Here is a 26,982-nt window from a genome sequence, read left to right on the forward strand (position 1 = left end):
CATCCCCATGGCCGACACCTCCACCAATTCTCATGCTTTCCCTCGACCCGGATCGCAAGACATGGATCGTCCGTGCGGCGCCGACCTGATGCGTGCGGTTCCTGCGCCGACGCCGCCCCGCTCCGACCTGGCCCGTGACAGGCCCGCGCCCGCCCCCAGCCGTCCCACCACCAACAGACTATAGAGCACCGGCACCACTCCCAGGGTCAGCAGGGTCCCGACCAGCAGGCCGAAGGCGATGACGCTGGCCATGCCGTGGAACAGCGGGTCCTGGGTGAGGATCAGCGGCATCAGGCCGAGGATGGTGGTGATGGTGGTCATGAGGATCGGCCGTAGGCGCCGCGTGGCGGCGACGACGATGGCCTCGTGGGGATCGGCAGCAGCGGCGCGCTCGATGTCGATGCGCTCGATCAACACGATGGCGTTGATGGTGATGATGCCCGAGAGCGAGAACAGACCGAGGATGACCATGAAGCCGAAGCTCGCCCCCATGGCCCACAGCCCGGCCGAGGCACCGATCAACACCAACGGGATGGTCGCGAGGATGATGAGCGGACGGCGGTAGCCGTTGAACTGACCCACCAGCAGGACCAGGATCACTGCCAACGCCAGGGGCACGTTGGCCGCGAGCGCGGCACGCGACTCGCCGGAGTCGACCACGACCCCATCGAAGTCGACCCAGTGTCCCGGCGGCAGCTCGGAGGCGATTGCGGTCAGCGCCGGGGCGATCAGCGGCACCATGTCCTCAGCGGTGAGTCGGGTGTTGCGCGCCGACACGGTGAGGGTACGCATCATGTCGACGCGGACGATGCGCCCCTGCGCACTGGTCAGCTCCAAATCGGCCAGCTGCGCCAACGGCACGCTGGTGGCGCGCTCGCGGGCGAAGATCTCCAGCGCGCCGAGCTGTCCCAGGTCGATGCGCTCGGCGCGCGGGGCACGGACCAGGATGGGGACGCTCTCATCGGTCTCGCGCAGCGCGGTGACGGGCTGGCCGTCGAGCACACGCGCCAGCGCCTCGGCGATCTCGGCCGAACTGACCCCGGCGCGGCGCGCCCGCGCCTGATCGATCGCTACCACCACCTTGGGGATGCGGTTGTACCAGTCGGAGTGGATATCGATCGCCCCGGGCAGGTCCGCCAGCGCGCGTTCGAGACGCTGCCCAGCAGCCCGCAACACAGCGGGATCCGGCCCACGCACCCGCACCTCGAGCCGGGTCGAGTCGCTCGGACCCAGGAACATCTCGCTGACGCGGGCGGCCAATTCCGGGGCCTGGGTGCGGAACAGTGCCCGCAGGTCGTGCACCACCTGATCCAGGTGCGCCATACCGGCGACGTTGACGACCATGAAGGCCACGTTCGGCGCCGGATCGATGGGGGTGAGCGAGAGCACGAAGCGCGGTCCGCCATGTCCGACGTAGGTGGCGTGGCTGACGACGTTGGGGATACCCGGGGACTGTTCGAGCACGGCGAGGATGCGGCGCATGGCGGCGTCCGTGGTGCACGTGGTCACCCCGGCCGGCAGGTCGATGTAGACCAGCACCTGGGCGCGGTCGCTGTTGGGGAAGAAGCGCTTGGGCGCCTGGGCGATACCGACGACGGCCACCGCCAGCAGCCCGAGCATGATCGCCAGCAGCCAGATACGGTGACGCAACACCCGACGCAGCAGCCGCCCATAGATCGCGGCGAGCCAGGCGAAGACGCGATCGGGTAGGCTCCGGGCTTCGCCCACGGCGATGAAGCGGTGACAGAGCGTTGGCGTCACCGTCATCGCCAGCACCCAGGAACTCAGCAGCGCGATCAGGATCACCTGCGAGATGGAGCGGGTGTACTCGCCGGCGGTGTGCTCGGCCAGCATCAGCGGCAGGAACACCAGGATGGTGATCAGGGTCGAGACCAGCAACGGCAAGGCCAGCTCTCGCCCCCCCTCGCGCAACGCCTGGTCGCGACCGCACCCCTCCTCGAGCCGGCGCTTGAAGTCCTCGGCGATGACGATGCCGTTGTCGACCAACAGCCCCAGCGCGATCACCAGGGTCGCCAGGCTCATGCGCTGCAGCGACATCTCCAACATGCCCATGACCGCGAGCGTGATGAGCATGGCGGCGGGGACGATGGCACCGACGATCAGCCCGGTGCGCAGCCCGAGGAAGAAGATCACCACCAGCAGCACGATCGCGAGCGTCTGCAACACGCTGACCGTCACCCCGTAGACGGCCTTGGCGACCTGCTCGGCCTGGTAGGTCATGACCTCCAGCCGGTAACCCACCGGCAGCCCAGCCTCGATCCGCTCCAGGGCGGCGCGTACCGCCCGACCGTGGTGCAGCGCGCTCACCCCATCATGCATCGATACCGCGAGGACGATCACCGGCTGGCCGTTGAAATAGACCGGGCGTTGCGGTGGATCGATGGTGGCGCGGCGCAGCTCGGCCAAATCCTGCAGCGCGATGCTGCCGCGACCGTCGGGGAGACGGACCAGGGTCTCGCCAACGGCGCCGAGGCCATCGAAGCTGCCACTCGGCTCGAGCAGGATGGCACTCGCACCACTGTCCACCACGCCACCGGTGGCGATGACGTTCTGCTCGCGCAGCGCCGCCGCCAACTGTCGCGGGTCCAGCCCCAACTCGGCGAGCCTGGCGTTGGCGATCTCGACGAAGATGCGCTCGGGCTGCTCACCGAACAGATCGACGCGCTTGGTGCCGGGCACGGCATAGAGCCGATCGCGCACGTGCTCGGCGATGTCGAAACGCTCAGGCCAGGAGAAGTCTTCGGCGAGCAGCGCGACCGTGACCACGGCGACGTCGCCGAAGTCGGTGTTGACCCACGGCGTCCGCGTGCCCTCGGGCAACCGCCCCCGGGCCCGAGAGACCTTATCGCGCAACTCGTCCCAGACCTGATCGAGCGCAAACAGATGGGGATAGGTCTCGGCGTGGATGATCGAGACCCCGGGCATCGAGATCGAGCGAATCTCCTCGATCGCCGGCACCCGACGCACCGCCTCCTCGAGCGGACGGGTGATCAGCCGCTCGATGCGCTCGGCCGACAGCCCCGGGAACTCGGTGGTGATCACCGCCTCGCGGATAGTGATCCTGGGATCCTCACGGGTGGGCAGGGTGAAGTAACTGCGCGCCCCGAAGGCCATCAGCGCGAGCAGGACCAGGGCGACCAACGGACGATGGCGGAAGGCCAATTCGCTCAGTGTCATCACCGTGCCTCAGTCGTAGCGTCGTGCACCGACCCCGAGCAGGCTCACCCGCTGCCCGGCACGCAGGAAGGTCAGCCCGTGGGTGGCGACGATCTCGTCCGGCCCCAGGCCCGCGCGCACCAGGACGCGACCGGCCCCGACCGCACCCAGTTCGATGGAGCGCCGCTCCAGGGTGCCAATGCCCTCATCACCGCCCTCGCCACGAAAGACGAAGGCGATGCGCTCATCGCCCTCGCCGACGAGGAAGGCGCTCACCGGGATAAGCCGCCGACCAACGCCGTCCATGGTATCGGCCACCAGTACCACCTCGGCAGTCATGCCGGTGCGCAGCTCGGCGCAGGGCTCGAGCAGGCGCAGGGTGACCGGGAAGGTCCCACCCGCATCACCCTCGGCGCCGATCTCGGCAACCCGCGCCTCCAGCGTCAGCCCCGGACGCGCCGGCACCCTCACGCGATGGATCGAGCCGTGCTCCAGTCGGCCGATCAGGGTCTCGGGCACGGTCAGAGCGATCTCGAAGCGGTGGTCATCGCCCTGGATCTCCAGCACCGTCTCACCGGCAGCGACGCGTTGCGCGGGCTCGGCCAGGCGGCGGGTCACCACCCCGGCATAGGGCGCGTACAGCTCGGTATCGCTCAGGTTCTCGACGGCGAGCGCCAACCGGGCGCGCGCCGTCTCCAGCCGGGCACGTGCACTCCCGAGCGCCGCCTCGGCAGAGTCGAAGGCCGCCTGCGAGGCCCAGTCGCGACCGTGCAGCTCGCGCTGGCGCACAAACGCCCGCTCGGCCTCGTGCAGCCTGGCCTCGGCCTCGGCGACCTCACTCACACGCTCGGCGCGTACCAAGCGGTGCAGGCGCGCATCCAGTCGCCCCAGCAGCGCACCAGCGGCAAAACGCTCGCCGACCTCGACCTCGAGCAGCTCGACCCGTCCACCGACCTCGAAGCTCAAGGGGGCGCGGCGTACGGCCCGCACCACCGCAGCGAGCCAGCGCTGCGGCTCGCCCGACGCCGTCTCGACCCGTGTCCAGGCAATGGGACGCACCGGCAACTCGGCCGGTACCGACGGCGTCTTGCAGCCAGCGAGCACGAGCAGCGCCGGGAGCAACGGCCAGGGACGCACGCCCATCAACCACCCCCGCACCGCCCGATCACCGCCGAGCAGCGCTTGATGCTGCCAAAGCCCCAGCCGGCGCGGTTGTCGCTGGCGATGGCGACGACACGACCGTCGCGCACGCGGATGTCGAAGACACAGGCGCGGGCGTCGTCCTCGGGGTCCGGGACCGGGGTGGCACGCAGCAGGCCATCGGCGCCGCGGCGCTGCGCCGAGGAGTAATGGCGCAGCGTGACACCGGGATCCGTGGCCGATCGAGTGACCGACAGCGGCTCGCCGACACAGTGCGCGAGCCGCTCGACCTCAGCGCCGAGCAAGCGCTGCTCGGCCTCGTGGACCTGGTGCAGATGGGGTGCGCCGCAGCCGCCGGAGAGCAGCGCGACGGCGACGAACAGGAGTGACAGCCGGATACGCATGATCGTCTCCCCCGCTCAGGTCCGCACCGGCTGGCCGCGCAGCCGGCCGCTCAACCGCAGCCCATCGCGCAGGCTCAGCCCGAGCAGCGTGGCGTTGACCGCACCGGCGACCAGCTCCAGCCCCTGCACCGCGTAGAAGACGCCGTCGAGTTCCCCCGCCCCGGCCTTGGCGGCGAGGAAGAAGGCGCAGGGCACCAGCACCAGCAGCCCGTTGGCGGCGATGATCGGCATCCGCCGGCGCTTGGCCGCGACCAGCGCCCCTTGACGATCACGCGCCAGCGCGAAGCCCGATCCGCCGACCGCCGCGAGCGCCGGGATCAGCACCAGCAGGCCCCAGGGGATGGCGGTCTTGACCGCAACGATGGCCGCCGGGGCGGCGAGGGTCTCGACGATCACGGTGGCGAGCCAGAAGCCGAGGATGGTCAGCAGCGCCAGCGCGCCGGCAAGGGGATGGATCCACTTGGTCATGACGGTCTCCGTTCCAGGGTTAAACATAGCTTGCTATATAGCATTGCATTCCAAGCTATACAAGTGCTATCAAGACGTCATGACATTCAGCAGAGACGACTCGGCGGGCTATCTCGCCAACCACCTGGCGCGGCTCTTCGCACGCGAGCTGCAGGCGCGGATCAAGCCACTCGGCCTGAGCATCGGCACCTTCCCGGCGCTGCTGGTGCTGTGGGAGGGCGACGGGCTGACCCAGCGCGAGCTGATCGCCGCGCTCGACATCGAACAACCGACCATGGCCAACACCCTGGCGCGGATGGAGCGCGACGGCCTGATCCAGCGCCGACGCGACCCGCACGACGGGCGCGCCCAGCGCATCTGGCTGACCGAGACCGCCCGCGCCCTGGAGGGACCGGCGACGGCGGCGGCCACGGCGGTCAACGCCCGTGCCCTCGCCGGACTCTCGGCGACCGAGCGCGCGACCTTCGTCGCGCTGATGCGCAAGGTCGTCGCCGGACTGCAGCCCGACGACGGGGCCGTCTGAGCCCTCCGGCCGCCGGTGTTGGATTGCCGGGTACGGCCCCCCAACCGACGGCGTGACGACACGACGAGACCTCAGTCGCGCTCGGCCCCCAGCGCGCCGAGCCAGCCGAGGTCGTCGAGGATGGCATAGAGCGCGGGCACCAGCAGCAGCGCAGCGAGCGTCGCGGTGGTCAGCCCGAAGGCCAGGCTGGTGGCCAGCGGGATGAGGATCTGCGCCTGCAGGCTCTTCTCCAGCAACAGCGGGGTGAGCCCGGCGATGGTGGTGATCGAGGTCAGCAGGATCGGGCGCAGCCGTGATCGCGCCGCCTCGGCGGCGGCCTCGACCACCGCCGCGCCGCGCGCCCGCGCGGCGCGGATGAAGACCACCAGCAGGATGGAGTCGTTGACCACCACGCCGAACAGCGAGGCCATGCCGATCATGCTCGGCATCGCCAGATCGATGCCGAGCACGAGATGGCCGAACACCACCCCGACCAGCGCCATCGGGATCACCACCATCACCGTCAGCGGTGCCAGATAGCCGCGGAACTGCAGCGCCAGCAGCATGTAGACCCCGATCAGTCCGAGCGCCACGTTGCCGACGATCGACTGCCCGGTGAGCCGCGACTCGCGGATCTCGCCGTGGAACTCCACCTGGACCTCGGGGTAATGCGCGCGCAGCCCGGGCACGAACTCGCCCTGGGCCAAGGTGAGCAGCTCGCGGGCATTGACCAGCTCGCGGTCGACCTCGCCCTGGATGGTCACCGCACGGCGCCCGTCGATGCGGTGGATACGCGCCCAGCCGCGCACCTCCTCGACCTCGGCGACCAGCGACAGCGGCACCAGCACGCCGTCGGGGCCGATCACCATGAAGTCGTCGAGATCATCGAGCCCCATGCGATCGGCCGCCACCACCCGCAGGTTGACCTCGTAGCGCTCGCGCCCGACCTGGAACTCGTCGATCTCCACCCCCTGGAAGGCGGCACGCACCTGCTCGGCCACCGCCCGGGCATCGAGCCCGAGGACATCGGCGCCGGGCTTGAGCCGCAGCCGCAGTTCGCGCTTGCCGGGGCGCAGGTCGTCGCCGAGATCGAGCACCCCGGCATGGCCCAGCAACCAGCCCTGGAACTCGGTCGAGGCCGCGCGCAGCCGGTCGAGATCGGCGCCGAGCAGACGGATGTCGATCGCCCGCCCCGCCGGGCCGATCGCCGGCTCGGTGTACTTGATGTTGATGACGTCGGCCAGCGGCCCGGTCTCCTCGCGCCAGGCCGCGAGCAGGTCGTCGAGGGGGAAGGCGCGCCGCTCGGCCTCGAGCAGGTCGACCACCACCCGGGCGACATGGGCGCCGCCCTCGTAGGCATCGGGGTTCTGGCCGAAGAGCACGGCGATGTGTCGCACTAGCGGCCCGTCGTCGGATTGCCCGACCATGACCCGCGCGGCGGCACGCCCGAGCGCTGCCTCGAGTTCACTCACCACCGCCTCGGTACGCGCCAGCGGCGTGCCCTGCGGCAACAGCACCCGGGCCTCGATGACATCGCCGTCGAGTTCGGGGAAGCCGACGAATTTGAGCCGCCCGCCGGCGACCATCGCCACCGAGACCAGGAGCAGCATCAACGCCAACCCGAGGGTGAGATAACGCCACGCCAGGGCGCGATCGACCAGCGGCCCGAAGACCCCGTCGCGCAGCCACGCGAAGCCGCGCTCGACGCCCCGGCGCAACCGCGAGAGCGGACGACCACGCTCGCGTGCCAGGGCGTGATTGAGATGATGGGGCAGGATCCAGAACGCCTCGATCAGGCTCACCGAGATCACCAGCAACAGCACCACCGGCATGATCCGCAAGATCTGCCCGAGATCCCCGCCGATGAACACCAGCGAGCCGAACACCAGGGTGGTGGTGGCGAAGGAGGCGAGCACCCCGGGCAGCACCTCGCGCGCGCCCGCGATCGCCGCCTCGGCGGGGGCGGCGCCGCGCACCAGCCGGGCGGCGATGTTCTCGGCGATGACGATGGCGTCATCCATCAGCAGGCCGATGCCGATCAGCAGCCCGACCATCGAGATCATGTTGACGGTGATGCCGAACAGCGGCATCAGCACGAAGGCGCCGAGGAAGGAGACCGGCAACCCCATGGTCACCCAGAAGCTGTAGCGGATACCGAAGAACAGCCACAGCACCAGGAACACCAGCGCCAGCCCCTGGAGACCGTTGCGCACCAGCATCTCCAGCCGGTCGCCGACCATCGAGGCGACGTCCTGGGTGAGCGCGAGCGCGACCCCGGCGGGGGCACGCTCGCGCTCGGCGGCGACGAAGGCGCGCACCGTCTCGTAGATGTCGAGCACGTCCTGGTCGCGGGTCTTGCTCACCACCAGCAGTGCGGCGCGCCGTCCGTCGAAGTGCACCTGGTCCTCGGGGCGGTCGAAGCGGTCGGTGATGGTGGCGATCTCGCCGAGACGGATCTGCGCCCCGCTCGCCCCCGAGACCACCACCAGGTCGGCGAAGTCGGCGGCGCGCTTGCGCTGATCGTCGAAGCGCAGCAGCAGGTCCTCGTCCGGGCCCTCGATCCAGCCGAGCGGGGTGCCGACGCTGTGACGGGCGACGACCTCGGCGACCTCGGCGGCGGACAGGCCGTACTGACGCAACCGCCAGGACGGGATCTCGAGCCGGATGTGATGATCGGAGAAGCCCTGGATGTCGATCTGGGCGATCTCGGTCTCGGCCAGCATCCGCGCCTCGAGGTCCTCGGCATAGGCCTTGAGCGCGACCGGGTCATCGGGACCGGTGACCGCCACCGCGATCACCGGGTCGGTGCGACCGAGTTCGCGCACCACCGGGCGCTCGGTCTCGTCGGGGAAGTCGTCGATGGCCTCGACCTCGGCGTTGACGTCGTCGAGAAAGCGCATCATCTCCGCGCCCTCGCGCATCACCGCGACCGCCACCCCCTGCCCCTCGGTGGCGGCGCAGCGCAGCTCGTCGAGGTCGTTGACCGCCTCGAGCGCGTCCTCGATGCGCCGGCAGACGGCGTCCTCGACCTCGTCCGGGGTGGCGCCGCGATAGACCACCCGCACCTCGACCTCGTCGTTGGCGACCTCGGGCAGGGTCTCGCGCTGCAGCCCCGGCAGACTCGCCAGGCCGAGGATCATGATCGCGGCCATCAGCAGGTTGGCCGCGGTCTGGTGACGGGCGAACCAGGCGATCATGGTTGCACCGCCTGGGCGCGCAGCATCCGTGTCAGACGCTCATCGGGCTCAACGGCCAGACGCATGCCCTCGACCACCGGCACCAGATCGGAGACCACCACCCGCGCCCCCGGCTCCAGCCCTGCGGCGATCACGCTCAGCTCGCCCTGGGTGTAGCGCACCTCGACCGGGCGACGGCGCAGCCGGTCCTCGGCGTCGGCCACCAGTACCGCACCGTCGCGCACCGCCAGGCGCGGCACCACCAGCTGCTCGCCAGCCGGACGACCGCGCAGCACCACCTCGACGAACATGTTCTTCGACAGCGGCGGGCGATAGCCGGGGCGGATCTTGTCGAAGGGGCGATCGACCGCGACCACCACGCCCATGGTGCGGGTGCGCGGGTCGACGGTGTCGTCGAAACGCACGAACTCAGCCGCCCACTCGGCGACATGGTTGCCGAGATCGAGCCGCACGCGGGCCTCGACCCCGGTGAGCGAGGCGACCAGCTCGCCGAGCCGGGTGACATCGACCTCGACCGCGGGTCGATCGAGGAACAACCGCCGCAGCGACGCCAGCGGCACCTGCGCCTCGATCTCCATGCGCTCGACGGAATCGCCGACGAACAACCGCTGACCGACGCCGACGTACTGCTCGGCCTCGACCGCGAGATCGGCCACCCGCAGCTCGAAGGGGGCGGTGATGCGGGTATGGGCGAGATCGCGCTCGGCGCGCCGCGCCTTGGCCTCGAGCAGGGCCTGCCGGGCGGGGATCAGTGCCAGGGTGTTGTCGAGCCGCCGCACCTCGGCGCGACTGGCAAGCAGCGCCCGCTCCGAATCATCGACCACGCTCTGCGAGGTAGTGCCCTGGCCGATCAGCCGCTGGTTGCGCGCCAGCGCCGCCTCGGCCAGCTCGAGGTTGCGCCGCTCGATCACCAACAGCGCCTCGGCGTTGCCGCGCTGCACCTCCAGATCGGCGAGTTCGGCACGCGCCTGCGCCAGCAGCAGCTCGTAGTCGACCGGGTCGATGCGCAGCAGCTCACTGCCGGCGGCGTGGATCTCGCCCTCGCGCAACCTCGGGTGGACCCACACCACCCGCCCGGCGACCTGACTCACCGCCGCCCACACCCGATCGGGTTGCACCGAGCCATAACCCGCAGCGGTCGGTGCGAGCGCCACCAGGCTGGCCTCGACCACCCGTGCCGCGCGCACCGGCTCGACCGGCTCGATGAGCGCCGGCGGCTCGCGCCCGCGTACCATCAGCACCAGGATCAGCACCCCCAGCATGATCGGGGGGAACAACAACAGGCGACGCCAATGACGCGGCGGTGCTACAGGCATGGCTCGTCTCCCTCAACGTGACCGGTGAGGGCGCTCTCGGCGAGCGCGGCGACCACTCGGCGGATGTGAACGAGGTCGCCCTCGTCGAAGCCCTCGCGATCCATGTAACGCAGCAGTGCGGTGCGACCGGCGCGGAAGATCACCGCCTGACCGATCAGCGCATGGGCGATCACCCGGGTCTCGTCGTCGTCGGCCGGGCGACCGCGAGCACGGCCGATCAACTCGCCGAGGACGTGGTGGATGGGGCCGAACAGGGTCTCGTAGAGGATCTCGAAGGCCTCGGTCGGTTGCCCCTGCTCGCGGATGATCAGGCCCGGCACGTGACGCCCGAACGCGTCGCCGAGCAGGCGCGCGGCCAGCCGTCCGATCAGGTCGCCGACCAGTCGCCGACACTCCTCGGGGCTGGCGTCGGCATAGGCGCTGCGGACCCACGATAGGTCCTCGTGCAACAGCGCGCGCATGCGCTCGCCGAGCAGCCGCGCGGTGGCTAGATAGAGCCCGTGCTTGCCGCCGAAGTGATAGGAGATGGCGGCGAGGTTGACCCCGGCGGCAGTGGCCAGCTCGCGGGTGCTGACCGCATCGTAGTCACGCTGGCCGAAGGCCTCGAGCGCGGCCGCGAGCAGACGCTCGCGGGTCTCCTGGGTAGAGGGTCTGGTGGTCATCTCAAGGGACTCGCTGATCGGAACACATCAGAAACATAGTTCAAACGAATGTTTAACTCAAACGATCGTTTGAATTCTATCCCCACAGAGGCACGGCTGAATCGCTGGCAGCGGTTGAGTCAGTCTCCAGGAGCTTGAACCGCAAAGCTTGAACCGCAAAGCCGCAAAGGACACAAAGGCGGAAACCAACCCGCCACCCCATCAAACCCTTCGCACCCTTCGCGCCATTGCGGTTCAATTCACTGAAGGCTGGAGACTGGAAGTCTGGAGGCTGACGGCTCGCGAAAAAACCGCCTACCACCCTCAAACCCTTCGCGCCCTTCGCGCCATCGCGGTTCAATTCATTGAAGACTGAAGGCTGGAAGCTGACGACTAACGACTCGCAAAAAAACCGCCCCCCCCATCAAACCCTTCGCGTCCTTCGCGGCTTTGCGGTTCAATTCTCTGGAGGCTGGAGGCTGGAGGCTGGAGGCTGGAGGCTGGAGGCTGGAGGCTGGAGGCTGGAGGCTAACGGCTGACGACTCGCGAAAAAACCGCCTACCCCACCACCCCACAAACCCTTCGCGTCCTTCGCGCCATCGCGGTTCAATTTCCTGAAGGCTGAAGGCTAAAAAACCCGGGCGCCGGATTGCCCGGCGCCCGACTGGCATGGACGGTCTAGAACTTGAACCGCCCGACACGCTCCTGTTGCTCGGCCGCGAGCTGAGCCAGCTCACCCGCAGCGTTGTTGATCTGGGTCGAGCCGGTGGCAATGCCCTCGATCGCCTGGGTGGTGTTGATCAGGTTGCGGTCGACCTCCTGGGAGACGGCGGCCTGTTCCTCGGCGGCGCTGGCGATCTGGGTGTTCATGTCCTTGATCCCGCTCACCACCTCGGTGATCTGTTCGAGCGAGTCACCGGCCTTGGCGGCCATGCCAACGCTCTCCTGGGCCTGGGTCCGGCTCTCCTCCATCACCGTCACCGCTTGACCGGCCCCGGACTGCAGCCGCTCGATCATCTCCTGGATCTCGGTGGTCGAGGCCTGGGTGCGGCTGGCCAGGGTGCGGACCTCGTCGGCGACCACCGCGAAACCGCGACCCTGTTCGCCAGCGCGTGCCGCCTCGATCGCAGCGTTGAGCGCGAGCAGGTTGGTCTGCTCGGCGATCCCCCGGATCACATCGAGCACCTTGCCGATCTCGACCGAGTCGTCCGAGAGCCGGCCGATCACGGTCGTGGCCTCGTCGACGTGGTTGGACAAGGTCTCGATCGAGGCCACCGTGCGAGCCACCACATCACGACCGGCTGAGGCGTCCTCGTCGGCACGACGTGTCGCCTCGGCCGCCTCGGTGGCGTGGCGTGCCACCTCGGCCACGGTGGCGGTCATCTCGTTCATCGCCGTGGCGACCTGATCGAGTTCGGCCTGCTGCTGGCGCACTTGGTCATCGGTCTGCTCACTGGTGGCCGAGAGTTCCTCGGCAGCGGCGGCCAAGCGCTCGCCACCGGCAGCAACCTGAGAGACCAGCTCACGCACCTTGGCCTGGAACATGTTGAAGGCGGTGGCCAGTTCGGCGAGTTCGTCCTTGCCGTGGATCTCGATGGTTCGGGTGAGGTCGCCCTCGCCCTCGGCGATGTCGCGCATGGTATCGGAGACACCACGAATGCGATTGACGATCACCCGCGCCACCAACAGCATCACCACGACGCCGACGACCATGCAGAGCAAGGCCACGCCGAGCATCACCGCAGCGGCACGCTTGGCGGTCGCATCAGCACGGTCGGCGGCCGCCGTGACCACATCCATGGGGACGGCGACACCGACCGACCAGGGACGCCCGCCGGCGCCGAGCTGCACCGGCACGAACGCCAGCAGTTCGCCATCGATCTCGTCGACGGTGGTCTCACCGGCCTGGATCCCCTTGAGGATGCGGGCCGAATCGCGATGCAGATCGGCAAAGGACTGTCCGACCAGATCCGGGCGGCGGCTGGAGGCGACCAGGGTGCCATCGTAGGAGACCAGGGCGATCTTGCCGCGACCATCGTAGAGCTTGGCGGCCACCTCCTCGATCAGCCCCTGCAGGTGTGCGAGCCCCACATCGACACTGACCACACCGCGGAAGCGGTTGTTGTTCATGATCGGCACCGCCAGCGAGGTGATCAGCTGCTCGCGTCCCTGCACCTCGTAGAGATAGGGCGGTTGGACGTGTTCCTCACCGGTGCGCTTGGGGATCAGGTAATAATCGCCGGTACCGGGCACGTCGAAATCGTGCGCGGCCTCGAGCGCCAGCTCACCGTTACGGGTACGACCCCAATAGGGAATGAAACGGCCACTGGCATCGGTCCCCAAGGCATTGGCGAACTCTGCATCCATGCCATCGAAGGCATTCGGCTCCCAGATGGTATAGAGACCGACGAAACCGGGGTTATCGGCCAGTACCGAGCGCAACATCTGGTTGATGTCGTCACGGCTGTAGAAGGACATCTCGTCGGCCCACAACCCGGAGGCGAGCACCCAACCCCACTCCGGGATCAGACGACCATAGGAGAGCTTGGGGGCGGTGCCAGGCTGACCCGGACGGGTCCAGTCATAGTGGATGTAGCCGGCGCCCTCGGCACGAACCTGTTGATTGAGGGCAACGAAGAAGTTCTCGTTACGACCCATCGCGGTGTTGTAGCGCGGGTCGCTCATCACCTGCCCCTCGAGCTGGGACTGGTAGGGGTGCATGACCATCCGTGGATAGGGCGTCCCCGTGTCCTGGATCCACAGGTAGTTGTCACCATCGAAGCGCATGCTGCGCACCAGCTCGATGGCACGGTCCTGGGCCTCGGCCAGCGGCATCTCACCCCGCTCGGCGGCGGCGACCAACGGCGCGATCGCGCTAGCGGCCAGCTCCGAGACCACTTCCATTCGTGTATAGCGGGCGCGCAGTCGCGCCCAGTCGGACTCGTTCAGCGCCTCGCCGTCCTTGTGCGCGGCCGAGGCGAAGGCCTGCGCCAGGCTGCGCACCGTACCCAGCGCGCGATCGGCATCGGCCTTGATCACCGCCGCCTGCTCACGCGCGGCGTTGACGATGAAGGCCCGCGCATTCTCCAGCGCCTCGACGCGCTGCTGCTCGGCCATCTGCCCCATCTGATTCAGGGCATAGGCAGTGATCCCGCCGCCGAGTACGATCAGCGTCAGCCCTGACCACAGGGCGATCTTGAAACCAATCGAGTGTCGATTGAGTAGCGTCACACTAGTATCTCCTCACTATCTACTGTCGGACGCTCGCGCCTGCGTTGACGCATCCCCCCGGATCGCTCGTCGCATCCAAGCGCGAACCCACGCAACAAACCAGTCTTGGCCGCATTCGTCCATGGCAAACAACAAACAGTGTGTGTCAGATCAAGCTTTTCATCTCAATCCGACCCTCTTTACCATCTGTCGCGCATCGGTCGGCGGGAGAGTTACCGCGCTGCCGCGGCCATTTCACGACACCAGGTCGCAACTCTGGTTCATTACAGAAGGGACAGAATAGCACTCGCGCCGTCTCGGCCATGAAAGATTCGACACCAGTGCGCCACACTGCATCGAGCGCTTGGCACGTCAGACAAGCGCCCCCATCACCAGCCCCAGTCCGGTCCAGCCAGCATTGCGCCAGGATTCCCGCCATGCCCGAACGCCGCTCTCACCCCATCCCCATCACCGCCCTGCGCGCCCTGCTGTTGTCTTTGTGCTGCACCCTCGTGCCCCAGACATCTGCGGCCACGGAGCCTCCTCTCAATGTCGTCTGCGACCTCTGGCCCCCCTACCAGATGGTCGTCGACGGTCGTCTCGACGGCTTCAGCACCCAGGTGGTACGGCGGGTCTTCGAGCGCCTCGGCGTCGCGACCCGCGAGACCCGGGTCTACCCCTGGAAGCGTGCGATCGTCATGCTCGAACGCGGCGCCGCCGATGCACTGTTCTCGGCCAACTACACCGCCGAGCGCGCCCGCTTCAGCCACTACCCCGACGAGCCACTGGTGGAAACGCCCTGGGTGCTGTGGGCCGAGCCCAGCCTCGCGGCGACCTATCAGGGGATCGACGAGCTGCGCGCGCGCCGCGTCGGGGTGGTGCGCGGCTACAGCTACACCACCGAGTTCTGGGACTTCATCAAGCGTCACCAAGTCGCCGAGGAGGCCGAGAGCGACGAACAGAACTTCCGCAAGCTACAGGCCGGGCGGCTCGACTTCGTGGTCGCCGAACAGGGCAACGGCCAACAGCTCGTCGATCGATTGGGACTCAGCGAGCGTGTCGTCCCGATCACCGCACACCCGATCAAGATCGACGGACTTTACCTCATCTTCAGCAAGGCGCACGTCTCCCCCGAACTAGTGGCGCGCTTCTCCACCGAACTCAGCCGCTTCAAGCGCGAGGCCGAGTATCGGCGACTCGAGCACGACTACCTCGGGCGTGACATGGACGATTGAGCACGACCGGGGTTGACATCTCGCATCCGAATGACTAGCTTTACTGCAAACGATAACGATTGTCATTTGTAACGCATCATTAACGCGAGACTGGAGACCGAGCGCCGTGACCATGCCATCCGTTCCCTCGACAGACAGCCACCGCCAGGGCCCCCTCGGCCGCAAGGGCCCCGCCCAGTTACGCAGCATCGACAGCCGGACCCTGCTCGGCGGCCAACACCTGTTGCTGATCGACCACGCCGGCGAGCGTTATTTCCTGCGGATGACCCGCAACAACAAGCTGATCCTGACCAAGTAGCCCCGAGCATCGCCCTCCGGGGCTGGTCCCCTCACTACCAGCCCCGGGCCCCACGCGCCCGACCACCTTGGCCAGCGTCCAGGAACCCACAGGCCGGAGATGGACACCACCGCCCCGCGCCCCTCGGCCCCCTCCACTGCCAGCCCACCCCCGGAGCATCGCCATGCCGACCCGGGGCGGCGCCCTGTCACCCACATCAGCGGGCGTGCACACCGACGTCAGGAAAACAGCCCCGATGACGACCCTCAGAGGTACAGGAGATGCAGGAGATCACCGACCAACTCACCGCCCAGGACCTCTCCCGACTCACGCCGAGCGAGCTGGAATCGCGATTGCGCGAACTCATCCGCCGCTATGCGCGTGAGGGTTCCAGCACCCAGGCCCGCGCCGTGATCCAGCACATCGAGGCGCTTTATCTGCACCCCGCAGGCTGTCGCGACCCCGACCAGCAGTGCCACCTGCGCCGCTTCGCCCGACACTGGCGCTGGCTGGCCACGCACCGCACCCGAGCCCTGGCGCCCGGTCATTGACACGCGCCCACGGCGCCCCGAACCAGGCCACGCCAGCCCGAGAGCGCCAGCCGTGCCTCCGTGGCCAGGCATTCAACCCATGCTGATCGACAGGAGTCACACAGATGCACGCCACCCGCCCCGCCTCGCTCGCCCCGGTCGTCCCCCTCCATCCCCCCGCCCACCCTCCGGGACACCGTCCCTGGCAAGCGCTGTTGTGGGACCTCGGCTGTCTCGACCGGGTCTGGATCGAGACCGAGACCCTGGGGATACGCCTGGCCCAGCAGGCACTGCTGCAGGGCATCCGTATCCGCGACCACTATGCCTGGTTGCGGGGACGCGGGTTCGCGTTGCACGGCTTTCTCACCCACTGGCACGGACTGCATGCACGGCCGCGTGGGCTGCAGATCGAGGACGCCGCCGGCGCCACGCTCCTGGGGCTGTCGCTGCGCCACGAGGCCAGCGATTTCGCCCTACGCGCCCTACTCCACGCCCATGCCGATGAACGCCGCCGCGACACCCCGAATCGGAGACGGCGCGACCCACCGCCCCGCCCCGCGGCCTGGCACGGCCCCGAGGACCCGGCCACCCGCCACGACCTTGCCGAGGTCTGCGGCTGGCTCCGGCTGCACCCACCGCGCCTGCGTGATCATGGCCGACTCACCCTGGTCGATCACGAGCTGGTCGGTTGCCTGTTCGAGGCACTCGCCGATCAGGGGCGCGCCCTGCGCCTGCTGACCGGCACCCGCGGCGCCGCACAGTGCTTCAGCGGCGTCTTCCACAGCCACCACCGGCGCGCCGGCCCCTGGCTGCAACTCATCGGCGACGGTGCGCGGCTACGTCTCGACACCGGGGCGATCGACAGCGCCTGGGTGTTCCAGCCCCACGGCGCCAGCAGACGCCAACTACGCCTCTATGACGACAGCGGCCGCGCACTGGCCCTGATCGAGGACCAACCAGCGCTCGACGGTAGCGAAGACCCGATCTGGCGGACCCTGATCAACGCCCTCTCGGATTGAGGCCGGATCGAGCGCACCACCACCGCTGGCTCAATCGTCCTCGTCACTGGCCTCGACCCGAGCGATGAACGCACCGCCATGCACCCGCACCCCGACCCGCGCCCCCGGTGCCAGCACTGCCGGATCGCGCACCGGCGCACCACCCGGCGGGTAGGTGACCACGGCATAACCTCGCGCCAGGGTCGCCAGCGGACCACGAGCATCCAGTCCGGCGACGGCCCGAGCCAGCCGCGCGCGGCGACGCTCGAGTAACGCCGCCTCGGCCTGGCGCAACCGTCGCTCCACCCCCTGCAACCGTAACCAGGCCGGCGCCAAGCGTTGCCCGGGGTGGCAACGACCGAGACGATTGGCGAGCGCGTCCAGGCGTTGCGTCTCGCGCTGCAACCGCGCCGCCAGCGCCGCCGCCAAGCGTGTCTCGAGCCGATCAAGGTGCTGGGCGCGCTGCTCGAGTCGGGCGCGCGGATGGAGCAATCGCAGTCCACGCTCCAGCCCCTGTACCCGCTGCCGTTCGGCCTCGATGCGCTGGCGCAACGCCAGCGCCAGCCGACCCTCGAACCTGTCGAGCTGGGCGAGCAGCGGCTCGCGCGCCGGGGCCACCAGCTCGGCCGCCGCCGAGGGCGTGGGCGCGCGCCGATCGGCGACCAAGTCGGCGATGCTGAGATCGGTCTCGTGCCCCACCCCGGTCACCACCGGGATCGACGAGGCGGCAACGGCACGCGCCAGGGTCTCGTCGTTGAACGCCTCCAGGTCCTCACGCGCACCGCCGCCGCGGGCGAGGATCAGCACGTCGCACTCGGCACGGGCATTGGCTCGCGCCAGCGCCGCAACCAGCGAGGCCGCAGCATCCTCGCCCTGCACCTGGGCCGGATAGATCAGTACCGCCAACCCCGGCTGGCGACGTCGCAGCACCACCAACAGATCGTGCAGCGCCGCCCCGCTCGGCGAGGTGATCAGCCCGACCTGACGCGGAAAGGCCGGCGGTGCACGCTTGCGCTCGGGCGCGCACAGTCCCTCGGCCTCGAGCCGGGCGGCGAGCTGCTCGAAGGCCAGGCGCGCGGCCCCCGCGCCGTCGGCCTCGACCGACTCGACGATGAGTTGGAAGTCGCCGCGTGGCTCATAGAGCCCGACACGCGCACGCACCACCACCTGTTGACCGTTGGTCGGACGCATCGCGCCTGTCCGCGCCCGGGCGCGAAACAACGCGCAGCGTACCGCCGCACCGGCATCCCTGAGGGTGAAGTAGAGATGACCCGAGGCCGGCGCGGCGAGGTTGGAGACCTCGCCACGCACCCTCAGTACCGGAAAGGCGCCGTCGAGCACCGCCCGGACCTCGCGATTGAGCCGCGAGACCGTATAGATCTCGGGATCGAACACTGCACGCATCAATCAAACCCCACGACCAAGGGAAAACGCCAGTTTACAAAAGTCAAGATAAGTTTTATAATTGCAGGTTACCTTCCACCTTGCACCACCCCCGGAGCCCTTTCATCCATGCGCCTGATCCAGGAAGCACTTACTTTCGATGACGTCCTCCTCGTCCCGGCTCACTCCACGGTGATCCCGAGCGAGGTGGATTTCCAAACCAAGCTCACTCGCGAGATCGATCTGCGCATCCCGTTGGTGTCGGCGGCCATGGACACGGTGACCGAGGCTCGGCTGGCGATCGCCATGGCGCTCGAGGGCGGCATCGGCATCATCCACAAGAACATGACCATCGAGCAGCAGGCCCGCGAGGTGCTCACGGTCAAGAAGTACGAGAGCGGCATCATCCGCAACCCGATCACCGTCTCGCCGCACCTGAGCGTCGGCGAGGTGGTGAAGATCACCCACGCCAACAACATCTCCGGCGTGCCGGTCACCGACAACGGTGAACTGGTCGGTATCGTCACCGGCCGCGACCTGCGCTTCGAGAAGCGCATGGACGCGCCGGTCTCGGCCATCATGACTCCCAAGGAGCGGCTGGTCACGGTGCTCGAGGGCGCCGATCGCCAGGATGTCATGAAGCTGCTGCATCAGCACCGCATCGAGAAGGTGCTGGTGGTCAACGACCGTTTCGAGCTGCGCGGCCTGATCACCGTCAAGGACATCCAGAAGGCCAAGGACTTCCCCAAGGCCTCGCGCGACAGCCAGGCGCGGCTGCGCTGCGGTGCCGCCGTCAGTGTCGGCAAGGGCACCGAGGAGCGGGTCGCGGCGCTGGTCGAGGCCGGCGTCGACGTGGTGGTGGTCGATACCGCCCACGGCCACTCCCAGGGCGTGCTCAACCGGGTGCGCTGGGTCAAGCAGCACTACCCCGAGGTGCAGGTGATCGGCGGTAACATCGCCACCGCCGAGGCCGCCCGCGCGCTGGTCGAGGCCGGCGTCGACGCGGTCAAGGTCGGCATCGGTCCGGGCTCGATCTGCACCACCCGCATCGTCGCCGGTGTCGGCGTGCCGCAGATCAGCGCCGTGGCCAATGTCACCGAGGCACTCAAGGACACCGGCGTCCCGGTGATCGCCGACGGTGGCCTGCGCTTCTCCGGCGACATCGCCAAGGTGATCGCCGCCGGCGCCAACAGCGTGATGATCGGCGGCATGTTCGCCGGCACCGACGAGGCCCCCGGCGAGGTCGAGATCTATCAGGGACGCTCCTACAAGTCCTACCGCGGCATGGGCTCGCTCGGCGCCATGGGTGCCACCGAGGGCTCCAGCGACCGCTACTTCCAGGAGAACACCGACAAGGAGAAGCTGGTACCCGAGGGCATCGAGGGACGCGTCCCTTACAAGGGCAGCCTGCGCAACGTCATCCACCAGCTCGTCGGCGGCCTCGGCTCGAGCATGGGCTACACCGGTTGCGCCACCATCGACGAGATGCGCACCAAACCGCAGTTCGTGCGGGTGAGCGCCGCGGGCATGCGTGAGTCGCACGTCCACGACGTGCAGATCATCAAGGAAGCGCCCAACTACCGCATCGACAACTAAGCCCCCATCGCGGCGCCCTCGGGCGCCGCGATGCGCTTTGCGCCGATGCCCCAGGCGCGGCCGGGTCGGTCGGACCCGCGCGGCGGCGGCCGGGGTGGCGCCAACCCCTAGCAGCAGACCACCAATGTCCAGCCACACCACCAACATCCACGCCGACCGCGTCCTGATCCTGGACTTCGGCTCCCAGTACACCCAGCTGATCGCACGCCGCGTGCGCGAGGCCGGCGTCTATTGCGAACTCCATCCGTGCGACATGGACGCCGAGGCGATCCGTGACTTCGCCCCGCGCGGCATCATCCTCTCCGGTGGCCCGCAGTCGGTGCACGAGGCCGAGACCCCGCGCGCCGATCCGCTGGTCTTCGAGCTCGGCGTACCGGTGTTCGGTATCTGCTACGGCATGCAGACCATGGCCGCGCAACTCGGCGGCAGCGTCAATGCCGCCAGTCACCGCGAGTACGGCTACGCCCAGGTGCGGGCGCGTGGCCACTCGCGACTGCTGCGCGACATCGAGGACCACACCAGCGAGGCCGGCTTCGGCCTGCTCGACGTGTGGATGAGCCACGGCGACCGCGTCGAGCGCCTGCCCGAGGGCTTCACTGCCATCGCCGAGACCGACAACGCCCCGCTCGCCGGCATCGCCGACGAGAGCCGCGGCTTCTACGGCGTGCAGTTCCACCCCGAGGTCACCCACACCCGCCAGGGCCAACGCATCATCGAGCGCTTCGTGCTCGACATCTGCGGCTGCGCCAAGCTGTGGACCCCGAGCAACATCATCGACGACAGCATCGCCCGCATTCGCGAACAGGTCGGCGACGACAAGGTGCTGCTCGGGCTCTCCGGCGGCGTCGACTCCAGCGTGGTCGCGGCACTGCTGCACCGCGCCATCGGCGACCAGCTCACCTGCGTATTCGTCGACAACGGCCTGCTGCGTCTCGGCGAGGGCGACCAGGTGATGCGCACCTTCGCCAGCCACATGGGCGTGAAGGTGATTCGGGTCGACGCCGAGGACCGCTTCCTCGGTCGTCTTCGCGGCGTCTCCGACCCCGAGCAGAAACGCAAGATCATCGGCAACACCTTCATCGAGGTGTTCGACGACGAGGCCAGCCGCATCGAGGACGTCAAGTGGCTCGCCCAGGGCACCATCTACCCCGACGTGATCGAATCGGCCGGCGCCAAGACCGGCAAGGCCAAGGTCATCAAATCGCACCACAACGTCGGCGGCCTGCCCGAGGAGATGAACCTCTCGCTGGTCGAGCCGCTGCGCGAGCTGTTCAAGGACGAGGTGCGCAAGATCGGCGTCGAACTGGGCCTGCCCTCGGAGATGGTCTACCGCCACCCCTTCCCCGGCCCCGGGCTGGGCGTGCGCATCCTCGGCGAGGTCGAGAAGGACTATGCCGAGACCCTGCGTCAGGCCGACCACATCTTCATCGAGGAGCTGCGCGCGGCCGATCTCTACAATCAGGTCTCGCAGGCCTTCGCCGTATTCCTGCCGGTGCGCTCGGTCGGCGTCGTCGGCGACAACCGTCTCTACGCCCACGTCATCGCGCTGCGCGCGGTCGAGACCATCGACTTCATGACCGCCCGCTGGGCCCACCTGCCCTACGACTTCCTCGAACGCGTCTGCCTGCGCATCGTCAACGAGGTCAACGGCGTCTCACGCGTGGTCTACGACATCACCGGCAAGCCGCCGGGGACCATCGAGTGGGAGTGAGGTCGGGAGAGCTGTCGCCGGGGTGTGTTGCTGGCGGCAGCTAGAGATCAGGAAGAGAGAAAGAAGCCCGCGTGAGCGGGCTTTTTTTGTTTTTGTAGGAGGGGGGAGTGTAGGATTTGGTGGTTGGGGGGGAACCTGGATGTCCTTGTCTTCCAGGGCTATCGCATCAAGAGTATCTAATATTTCAATACGCTAATATATTTAGATATCAGTATATTGTCGCCATCTTGCATCGAAACCCCGTCGTTACTCCCACGAAAGATCTCGGACTGTGCAAGACAAGATCCACAACTGGAGCGAGGCTTCGTCTTGATCATGGAGCCAAGAAGCAAGCCTTCGGCGAAACCTCGTCTTGACAAACGAGTGCCGACCTCTCTATCGCATTGAATTATATAAAATATTAGCAATATCGAATATTAAGAGTGCTTGATGCGATAGCCCTGCTTTGTCTTCCCTGGAAACGCGGATATCAATCCATTCAACTGTTAACTGCCGTCGGGCACCTGAAACAGAAGCCATATAACGGATCAAGGATGTTAGAAGCAAAAATTAAATTTTTCGGTAGTGCCCTGAAAGATAGGGTTTTGAATCGTTCTATGTGCTTGTCTCACCCACAATGAATCACACGCACATCGTGGCGTTGTAGTGATGAATGAAGTTCCAGAGTGCACCCAGATGGTTTTCCTGGTTCTTCGAGAACGCAAGCGACTTTCTCACCAAGCGGGAGATACGCTGCCGGAGTGTACCGTTGAACCGTTCGATGTGGTTGGTTTCCCCTTGTGACTTCGCACTGGGGTAATGTCGGTGTGCCGGGATGATCCGCGCATAGGCGCTCCAGAAATCTGTGTAGACGGGAGCGGAAGTCTGATATTGCGCTGGGATGGAATCCCACAGAGCCTGTGCGGAGCGCTCCGTACGATCGCCAACATGGACCCCAACGATACGCCGGGTCAGGCGATCCATGGCAGGGCTATCGCATCAAGGATCTCTAATATTATAAGATGCCAATATCTTTTGATATCAGTCTATTGTCGCCATCGTGCATCGAAACTCCGTCCTTATTCCCACGAAAGATCTCGGACTGTGCAAGACAAGATCCGCAACTGGAGCGAGGCTTCGTCTTGATCATGGCGCCAAGAAGCGAGCCCTCGGCGAAACCTCGTCTTAAGCAACGAGTGCAGAACCCCCTATCGCTTTGAATTATATCTAATATTAGCGTAATCGAATATTAGGGGTGCTTGATGCGATAGCCCTGCGATCCATGGCGAGCCAGATCCATTGTTTGTTCAGGCGTTTTCCGACAAAGGACCACAGTTCGTCGCACTCCAGGATCACTCCGTAGGGTGTGGTGTTTTTTTTAGCGCGACCTGACGAGGAACCTTCTTGTACTTCTCGTTCACGTAGTTCTGCAGCCAGGCCTCGGAGACTTTCACCGCACGGGCAATTCCGGCCAGGGAGATTTTTTCCAGCAGCAACCGATCGATCAGTTCGCGGGTTTCCTGAGAAACCGGGCCCTTGGCAGGATGGAGAACGAACTGGCGGCCGCAATCTTGACACTTGTACAACTGCTTTTTCAGCCGGTTGAATCCATTTTTGGTCACATGGTTGGAGTGACACTGCGGACATGTCAGATACATCGTCTTCACCCTTAAAGCAAGAGATTCTGATCTTATCGAAACCTATCGGTCAGGGCACTACCAATTTTTCGATATCAAGAAGTGCGGATTCTATCTTCGAGGTAAAGACACAACAGAGTTTAGTGGATTGAACGACATCCTCCACAAATTGAATCTTTGGTCTAGAGATGGCCGAGAATTTGTCAACACCACTACTTACGAAGCCGACCCAGATAATGATTTAAAAAACACCTACTTTTGCAATTGGCACAAAAACGAATTAAATGGAGATAGCATCCTTATACTTTGGAATGAATCTTCAAACGATAACGGCGTTATTTACGGAATGAACCCTACGGATAGGCCGGGCAACACAGACATGTTAACGACAGGCTTTGGGAACACGCCTGCTATACCTGGGTTTCCTAGCTATTTTTGGTTTATCCCTGAAAAGGATGTATTTGCAAGTATTAGATTTAGCCATTCCATTCAAGGCAAGAAAAATTTAGATTGCTTTTTGAATGGGTTTCTTGCTAATAAATCTCCATTTAGAGTCCTTGATGGAGACGGCACTGTAATTGGATACTCCGCAAACGGCCAACCCACCGATCAAAGCTCCAGAATTCACTCAAAGTTTCATGCTCTCGGCAGGAAGCAGGAAGAGCTCGAAGCAGAATTATTTCAAAATCTAAACAAAATAACACGAATAATTAAAATAGAGACCCTTCAATACACCATCGAGGATGATCGAAAATTATTGGAGCGCGTATTTTCTGGCCTGTTAACAAATAACCCAACATTTAATCAAGCAAGAACAATTACTCACGAGCTACAATTCAAACCAACAGAACAGCAGCTTCGCCAAATAATAAGAAATTATGCCGAGCAAAACACGGCGAGCACCATCAGGAATGCAGGCTTCATATATAACAACGGAAAAAGGATTATGTTAAAAGGAGCTAGCGTTGCTTTTTCCGCTGAAATCAACACAAACAGGGAAGACAATGAGATAATAACGCCACAATCCTTGTTAACCGCAATTACGTCTCAGAGGCAGGATTTACTGAGGCCTTTAGATAGCCCTGCCTTTGAAATAGAAGAGGCGATAGCGCAATGATCAAGTACATTGCACTAACCATAATCTCAGCTATTGCAACTTACCTATTAAAAGACACAGCATCATCTTTAAATTATTCGGCTTACAAGGACACTCTAGGGGCGCTCCTCAATATTTCTTCAATAATATTCGCAATAATCGGCGCATGGATCGCAATTATTTACCCGCGAGCAATAGGAAGGACATTCAAAGGCAAAAACATCTCTGTTAATTCGTTAAATGAAGCGGACACTGACGCGAATTATTTAAGTGAACTAGTTGAGATCGTCATGGTATCCGCGATCGTATTGATGGCTGTATTATCTTTACAGTTTCTCGCCCCTATCGCAAAACACCTAATCATGGGAAATTGGATTGTTCATGCAAAACACACTGCATTTTTTGTTGTTTCGCTATTAACACTCTCGCAGCTTTACGCAGTTTTTCGAGTAATCCTGGCCAACTATTTCTTTCTTAATGACCTCAGAAAGAAAAATGTTGATAGCAAGGTTGACACTTTGCATCAATAGCAGTTAAAAGACAGGTAGAGAGAATAAAAGGACACCCATTTATCGAGAGAATCTGTATAGCGCAATAATTACTGATTCCGTCTAATCAACTGTTAGCCAAATAAAAACTCATTTATTCTGCTATGAATTTTTCCTTTGACAATCTTGTTATTCATTCAGAATCGATAAAAGAAAGATCCATAAGAGTCAGAAGCAAATTCAAAAAAGAATGGGTTGAGGCAGTTGATGAATTCTCAAAATTTTATGTGAGTCTTGAGACAAGTCCGAAAAGCACTTTACGTAATGTAAAATTGCTTTTATCAACCCGATTTTTTAATCATGTTTTCTCATCTTTAACCCTTGCAGAGGCAGGACTACTTGCAGATGCAATAGTTTGTGAAAGATCTTCAATCGAAACACTTGCAGGTTACAAACTTGTTTGTGTTGCTCCAGACCATGCAAACAAATACAATACTGACAAATTCCCAAAACCAGTGGAGGTCCGCAAAAAACTCGAAAGTTTAGGATTCACTGAAGAAGTAGAAAATATTAGGGGGGTCTACAAATCAGCAAGTGGGATCACCCACTTAAACAGAGATCATGAGCGTTTTTCAATGGATTGGGAAAATGAAAATACAGGAGTACTCAATATTGGCGGAGCATATGATCAAACTGATATTGAGCACATGATATGGTTTTTACCAAAGTTAATTCATTGGTATTTAATGCCAATTAAAAAAAATGGCTAACAAATGCATTAACACGGATGTTTTTTACAATCTACGTTTTGTACGAAAAGAAATGCCTGAGGCATCTACGGATGCAAGCAAGCGTGGGTTACTCGAAAAGAAATGCCTGAGGCATCTACGGATGCAAGCAAGCGTGGGTTACTAAAGGACACCCACTTACCGTTGACGCTCCCAAGGCGCTCTCCTACGCTTCATCCAACACCTCCAGCGGAGATGCCCCATGACCCGTCCCCGCGCCTCGCTCGTCTCCTTGTCCGATACGCCCTGGTATCACGTCGTCACGCGGTGCGTGCGGCGGGCCTATCTCTGCGGCTTCGATCGGTTGACGGGGCGGAGCTTCGAGCATCGGCGCGGGTGGGTGGAGTGGCAAAATAAAGGGACACCCATTTACCGTTGACGCTCCCAAGGCGCTCTCCTACGCTTCTCCCAACACCTCCAGCGGAGATGCCCCATGACTCGTCCCCGCGCCTCGCTCGTCTCCTTGTCCGATACGCCCTGGTATCACGTCGTCACGCGGTGCGTGCGGCGGGCCTATCTCTGCGGCTTCGATCGGTTGACGGGGCGGAGCTTCGAAAATAAAGGGACACCCATTTACCGTTGACGCTCCCAAGGCCTTCTCCTACGCTTCTCCCAACACCTCCAGCGGAGATGCCCCATGACTCGTCCCCGCGCCGCGCTCGTCTCCTTGTCCGATACGCCCTGGTATCACGTCGTCACACGGTGCGTGCGGCGGGCGTATCTCTGCGGCTTCGATCGGCTGACGGGGCGTAGTTTCGAGCATCGGCGCGGGTGGGTAGAGCTGCGGTTGCGCCAGCTCGCGGGGGTGTTCGCGATCGATGTCGCGGCCTATGCGGTGATGAGCAATCACGTGCATCTGGTGGTGCGGGTGGATGCCGATCGTGCAGCGGGGTGGTCGGATACCGAGGTGTTGCGGCGCTGGCGGTGTCTGTTCCGAGGGCCTATGGTGGTGGAGCGGTTTCTGTCGCCTGCGACGCGGGCAGAGATGACTGAGACGGAGCTGGATGGGGTCGCGGGGTTGGTCGCGACCTATCGGGCGCGGCTGGAGGATCTCTCCTGGTTCATGCGGGTGTTGAACGAGTCGATCGCGCGGGCGGCGAATCGGGAGGACGGGGTACGCGGGCGGTTCTGGGAGGGACGCTTCCGCTCGCAGGCGATCCTCGATGAGACGGCGCTGTTGGCGGTGATGGCCTATGTCGATCTCAACCC

22 protein-coding genes and 1 pseudogene are annotated in these 26,982 nt (G+C 64.5%); 12 read left to right on the forward strand and 11 right to left on the reverse strand.

Annotated features, from left to right (window positions below; all coding sequences use genetic code 11):
* Window positions 1-30 precede the first annotated feature (30 nt).
* Genes HF203_RS01465 through HF203_RS01480 form a run of 4 tightly spaced genes read right to left on the reverse strand, consistent with a single transcriptional unit; the run spans window position 31 to window position 5,189 of the window.
* A complete protein-coding gene (locus HF203_RS01465; protein WP_168665839.1) occupies window positions 31-3,198 on the reverse strand; it encodes an efflux RND transporter permease subunit in 3,168 nt (1,055 codons plus the stop codon).
* A gap of 9 nt (window positions 3,199-3,207) precedes the next feature.
* Window positions 3,208-4,320 carry an efflux RND transporter periplasmic adaptor subunit gene (locus HF203_RS01470; protein ID WP_168665841.1) on the reverse strand — a complete coding sequence of 371 codons (1,113 nt, stop codon included), beginning with the start codon at window positions 4,318-4,320 and terminating at the stop codon, window positions 3,208-3,210.
* Window positions 4,320-4,721 (reverse strand): hypothetical protein, encoded by a 402-nt coding sequence (locus tag HF203_RS01475; RefSeq protein WP_168665843.1) that lies wholly within the window; start codon window positions 4,719-4,721, stop codon window positions 4,320-4,322. Before HF203_RS01475 ends, HF203_RS01470 begins: the two co-directional genes overlap by 1 nt.
* Window positions 4,722-4,736: 15 nt before the next feature.
* Entirely contained in the window at window positions 4,737-5,189 is a 453-nt protein-coding gene (locus HF203_RS01480) for a hypothetical protein (protein ID WP_168665845.1), read from the reverse strand.
* A gap of 79 nt (window positions 5,190-5,268) precedes the next feature.
* Between HF203_RS01480 and HF203_RS01485 the strand changes: the two genes are divergently transcribed.
* On the forward strand, window positions 5,269-5,712 hold the full coding sequence (locus HF203_RS01485) for a MarR family winged helix-turn-helix transcriptional regulator (RefSeq protein WP_168665854.1): 444 nt from the start codon (window positions 5,269-5,271) through the stop codon (window positions 5,710-5,712).
* Between the two features lie 71 nt (window positions 5,713-5,783).
* On the opposite strand, the gene HF203_RS01490 is transcribed toward HF203_RS01485, so the two are convergent.
* The 4 genes from HF203_RS01490 to HF203_RS01505 all read right to left on the reverse strand — a co-directional run bounded on the left by HF203_RS01490 (window position 5,784) and on the right by HF203_RS01505 (window position 14,076).
* Entirely contained in the window at window positions 5,784-8,888 is a 3,105-nt protein-coding gene (locus tag HF203_RS01490) for an efflux RND transporter permease subunit (RefSeq protein WP_168665856.1), read from the reverse strand.
* Window positions 8,885-10,204 (reverse strand): efflux RND transporter periplasmic adaptor subunit, encoded by a 1,320-nt coding sequence (locus tag HF203_RS01495; RefSeq protein WP_168665858.1) that lies wholly within the window; start codon window positions 10,202-10,204, stop codon window positions 8,885-8,887. Before HF203_RS01495 ends, HF203_RS01490 begins: the two co-directional genes overlap by 4 nt.
* Window positions 10,195-10,866 (reverse strand): CerR family C-terminal domain-containing protein, encoded by a 672-nt coding sequence (locus tag HF203_RS01500; protein ID WP_168665860.1) that lies wholly within the window; start codon window positions 10,864-10,866, stop codon window positions 10,195-10,197. The genes HF203_RS01495 and HF203_RS01500 overlap by 10 nt, the downstream gene beginning before the upstream one ends.
* Before the next feature lie 657 nt (window positions 10,867-11,523).
* A complete protein-coding gene (locus HF203_RS01505) occupies window positions 11,524-14,076 on the reverse strand; it encodes a methyl-accepting chemotaxis protein (protein ID WP_168665862.1) in 2,553 nt (850 codons plus the stop codon).
* 416 nt (window positions 14,077-14,492) lie between these two features.
* Here HF203_RS01505 and HF203_RS01510 point away from each other — a divergent pair, with 416 nt between their 5' ends.
* The 4 genes from HF203_RS01510 (at window position 14,493) to HF203_RS01525 (ending at window position 17,116) form a co-directional block, all read left to right on the forward strand.
* Complete coding sequence (locus tag HF203_RS01510; protein ID WP_168665864.1) at window positions 14,493-15,290, forward strand: substrate-binding periplasmic protein; 798 nt, start codon at window positions 14,493-14,495, stop codon at window positions 15,288-15,290.
* A gap of 112 nt (window positions 15,291-15,402) precedes the next feature.
* Complete coding sequence (gene hemP / locus HF203_RS01515; protein WP_168665918.1) at window positions 15,403-15,588, forward strand: hemin uptake protein HemP; 186 nt, start codon at window positions 15,403-15,405, stop codon at window positions 15,586-15,588.
* A gap of 260 nt (window positions 15,589-15,848) precedes the next feature.
* On the forward strand, window positions 15,849-16,118 hold the full coding sequence (locus HF203_RS01520; protein ID WP_168665865.1) for an ATP dependent RNA helicase: 270 nt from the start codon (window positions 15,849-15,851) through the stop codon (window positions 16,116-16,118).
* A gap of 104 nt (window positions 16,119-16,222) precedes the next feature.
* Window positions 16,223-17,116, forward strand: a complete 894-nt coding sequence (locus HF203_RS01525; RefSeq protein ID WP_168665867.1) for a hypothetical protein — start codon at window positions 16,223-16,225, stop codon at window positions 17,114-17,116.
* A 30-nt stretch (window positions 17,117-17,146) separates the two neighbouring features.
* On the opposite strand, the gene xseA is transcribed toward HF203_RS01525, so the two are convergent.
* Window positions 17,147-18,499: an exodeoxyribonuclease VII large subunit gene (gene xseA, locus HF203_RS01530; RefSeq protein WP_168665869.1), complete on the reverse strand. Its 1,353-nt coding sequence runs from the start codon at window positions 18,497-18,499 to the stop codon at window positions 17,147-17,149.
* Window positions 18,500-18,607: 108 nt separating this feature from the next.
* Here xseA and guaB point away from each other — a divergent pair, with 108 nt between their 5' ends.
* Window positions 18,608-20,074 (forward strand): IMP dehydrogenase, encoded by a 1,467-nt coding sequence (guaB, locus tag HF203_RS01535; RefSeq protein ID WP_168665871.1) that lies wholly within the window; start codon window positions 18,608-18,610, stop codon window positions 20,072-20,074.
* A gap of 124 nt (window positions 20,075-20,198) precedes the next feature.
* Window positions 20,199-21,785 carry a glutamine-hydrolyzing GMP synthase gene (guaA, locus tag HF203_RS01540; RefSeq protein WP_168665873.1) on the forward strand — a complete coding sequence of 529 codons (1,587 nt, stop codon included), beginning with the start codon at window positions 20,199-20,201 and terminating at the stop codon, window positions 21,783-21,785.
* 621 nt (window positions 21,786-22,406) lie between these two features.
* On the opposite strand, the gene HF203_RS01545 is transcribed toward guaA, so the two are convergent.
* Both HF203_RS01545 and HF203_RS01550 read right to left on the reverse strand, forming a co-directional pair.
* Window positions 22,407-22,748: an IS1 family transposase gene (locus tag HF203_RS01545; RefSeq protein WP_168665875.1), complete on the reverse strand. Its 342-nt coding sequence runs from the start codon at window positions 22,746-22,748 to the stop codon at window positions 22,407-22,409.
* 368 nt (window positions 22,749-23,116) lie between these two features.
* Window positions 23,117-23,422: an IS1 family transposase gene (locus tag HF203_RS01550; RefSeq protein ID WP_005224098.1), complete on the reverse strand. Its 306-nt coding sequence runs from the start codon at window positions 23,420-23,422 to the stop codon at window positions 23,117-23,119.
* Window positions 23,423-23,549: 127 nt separating this feature from the next.
* On the opposite strand from HF203_RS01550, the gene HF203_RS01555 reads away from it, so the two are divergent.
* The 5 genes and pseudogenes from HF203_RS01555 to HF203_RS01570 form a co-directional block, all read left to right on the forward strand.
* A complete protein-coding gene (locus tag HF203_RS01555) occupies window positions 23,550-24,518 on the forward strand; it encodes a hypothetical protein (protein WP_168665877.1) in 969 nt (322 codons plus the stop codon).
* Entirely contained in the window at window positions 24,515-25,027 is a 513-nt protein-coding gene (locus HF203_RS01560) for a hypothetical protein (RefSeq protein WP_168665879.1), read from the forward strand. The genes HF203_RS01555 and HF203_RS01560 overlap by 4 nt, the downstream gene beginning before the upstream one ends.
* A gap of 122 nt (window positions 25,028-25,149) precedes the next feature.
* Window positions 25,150-25,755 carry a hypothetical protein gene (locus HF203_RS01565; RefSeq protein WP_168665881.1) on the forward strand — a complete coding sequence of 202 codons (606 nt, stop codon included), beginning with the start codon at window positions 25,150-25,152 and terminating at the stop codon, window positions 25,753-25,755.
* 220 nt (window positions 25,756-25,975) lie between these two features.
* Window positions 25,976-26,119, forward strand: a pseudogene (locus HF203_RS16160) (transposase); the annotation flags it as partial.
* A gap of 291 nt (window positions 26,120-26,410) precedes the next feature.
* Window positions 26,411-26,982, forward strand: a 572-nt coding sequence (locus HF203_RS01570) for a transposase (RefSeq protein WP_246221597.1), incomplete at its 3' end; no start/stop codon positions are given.

This window comes from Marichromatium bheemlicum (genome assembly GCF_012276755.1).
Classification (GTDB): Bacteria; Pseudomonadota; Gammaproteobacteria; order Chromatiales; family Chromatiaceae; genus Marichromatium; species Marichromatium bheemlicum.

What these genes read in the sequence shown, in the direction of transcription:
- HF203_RS01465 (WP_168665839.1), bottom strand. Translation starts at nt 3,198, where the DNA reads ATGACACTGAGCGAATTGGCCTTCCGCCATCGTCCGTTGGTCGCCCTG.
- HF203_RS01470 (WP_168665841.1), bottom strand. Translation starts at nt 4,320, where the DNA reads ATGGGCGTGCGTCCCTGGCCGTTGCTCCCGGCGCTGCTCGTGCTCGCT.
- HF203_RS01475 (WP_168665843.1), bottom strand. Translation starts at nt 4,721, where the DNA reads ATGCGTATCCGGCTGTCACTCCTGTTCGTCGCCGTCGCGCTGCTCTCC.
- HF203_RS01480 (WP_168665845.1), bottom strand. Translation starts at nt 5,189, where the DNA reads ATGACCAAGTGGATCCATCCCCTTGCCGGCGCGCTGGCGCTGCTGACC.
- HF203_RS01485 (WP_168665854.1), top strand. Translation starts at nt 5,269, where the DNA reads ATGACATTCAGCAGAGACGACTCGGCGGGCTATCTCGCCAACCACCTG.
- HF203_RS01490 (WP_168665856.1), bottom strand. Translation starts at nt 8,888, where the DNA reads ATGATCGCCTGGTTCGCCCGTCACCAGACCGCGGCCAACCTGCTGATG.
- HF203_RS01495 (WP_168665858.1), bottom strand. Translation starts at nt 10,204, where the DNA reads ATGCCTGTAGCACCGCCGCGTCATTGGCGTCGCCTGTTGTTGTTCCCC.
- HF203_RS01500 (WP_168665860.1), bottom strand. Translation starts at nt 10,866, where the DNA reads ATGACCACCAGACCCTCTACCCAGGAGACCCGCGAGCGTCTGCTCGCG.
- HF203_RS01510 (WP_168665864.1), top strand. Translation starts at nt 14,493, where the DNA reads ATGCCCGAACGCCGCTCTCACCCCATCCCCATCACCGCCCTGCGCGCC.
- hemP (WP_168665918.1), top strand. Translation starts at nt 15,403, where the DNA reads ATGCCATCCGTTCCCTCGACAGACAGCCACCGCCAGGGCCCCCTCGGC.
- HF203_RS01520 (WP_168665865.1), top strand. Translation starts at nt 15,849, where the DNA reads ATGCAGGAGATCACCGACCAACTCACCGCCCAGGACCTCTCCCGACTC.
- HF203_RS01525 (WP_168665867.1), top strand. Translation starts at nt 16,223, where the DNA reads ATGCACGCCACCCGCCCCGCCTCGCTCGCCCCGGTCGTCCCCCTCCAT.
- xseA (WP_168665869.1), bottom strand. Translation starts at nt 18,499, where the DNA reads ATGCGTGCAGTGTTCGATCCCGAGATCTATACGGTCTCGCGGCTCAAT.
- guaB (WP_168665871.1), top strand. Translation starts at nt 18,608, where the DNA reads ATGCGCCTGATCCAGGAAGCACTTACTTTCGATGACGTCCTCCTCGTC.
- guaA (WP_168665873.1), top strand. Translation starts at nt 20,199, where the DNA reads ATGTCCAGCCACACCACCAACATCCACGCCGACCGCGTCCTGATCCTG.
- HF203_RS01545 (WP_168665875.1), bottom strand. Translation starts at nt 22,748, where the DNA reads ATGGATCGCCTGACCCGGCGTATCGTTGGGGTCCATGTTGGCGATCGT.
- HF203_RS01550 (WP_005224098.1), bottom strand. Translation starts at nt 23,422, where the DNA reads ATGTATCTGACATGTCCGCAGTGTCACTCCAACCATGTGACCAAAAAT.
- HF203_RS01560 (WP_168665879.1), top strand. Translation starts at nt 24,515, where the DNA reads ATGATCAAGTACATTGCACTAACCATAATCTCAGCTATTGCAACTTAC.
- HF203_RS01565 (WP_168665881.1), top strand. Translation starts at nt 25,150, where the DNA reads ATGAATTTTTCCTTTGACAATCTTGTTATTCATTCAGAATCGATAAAA.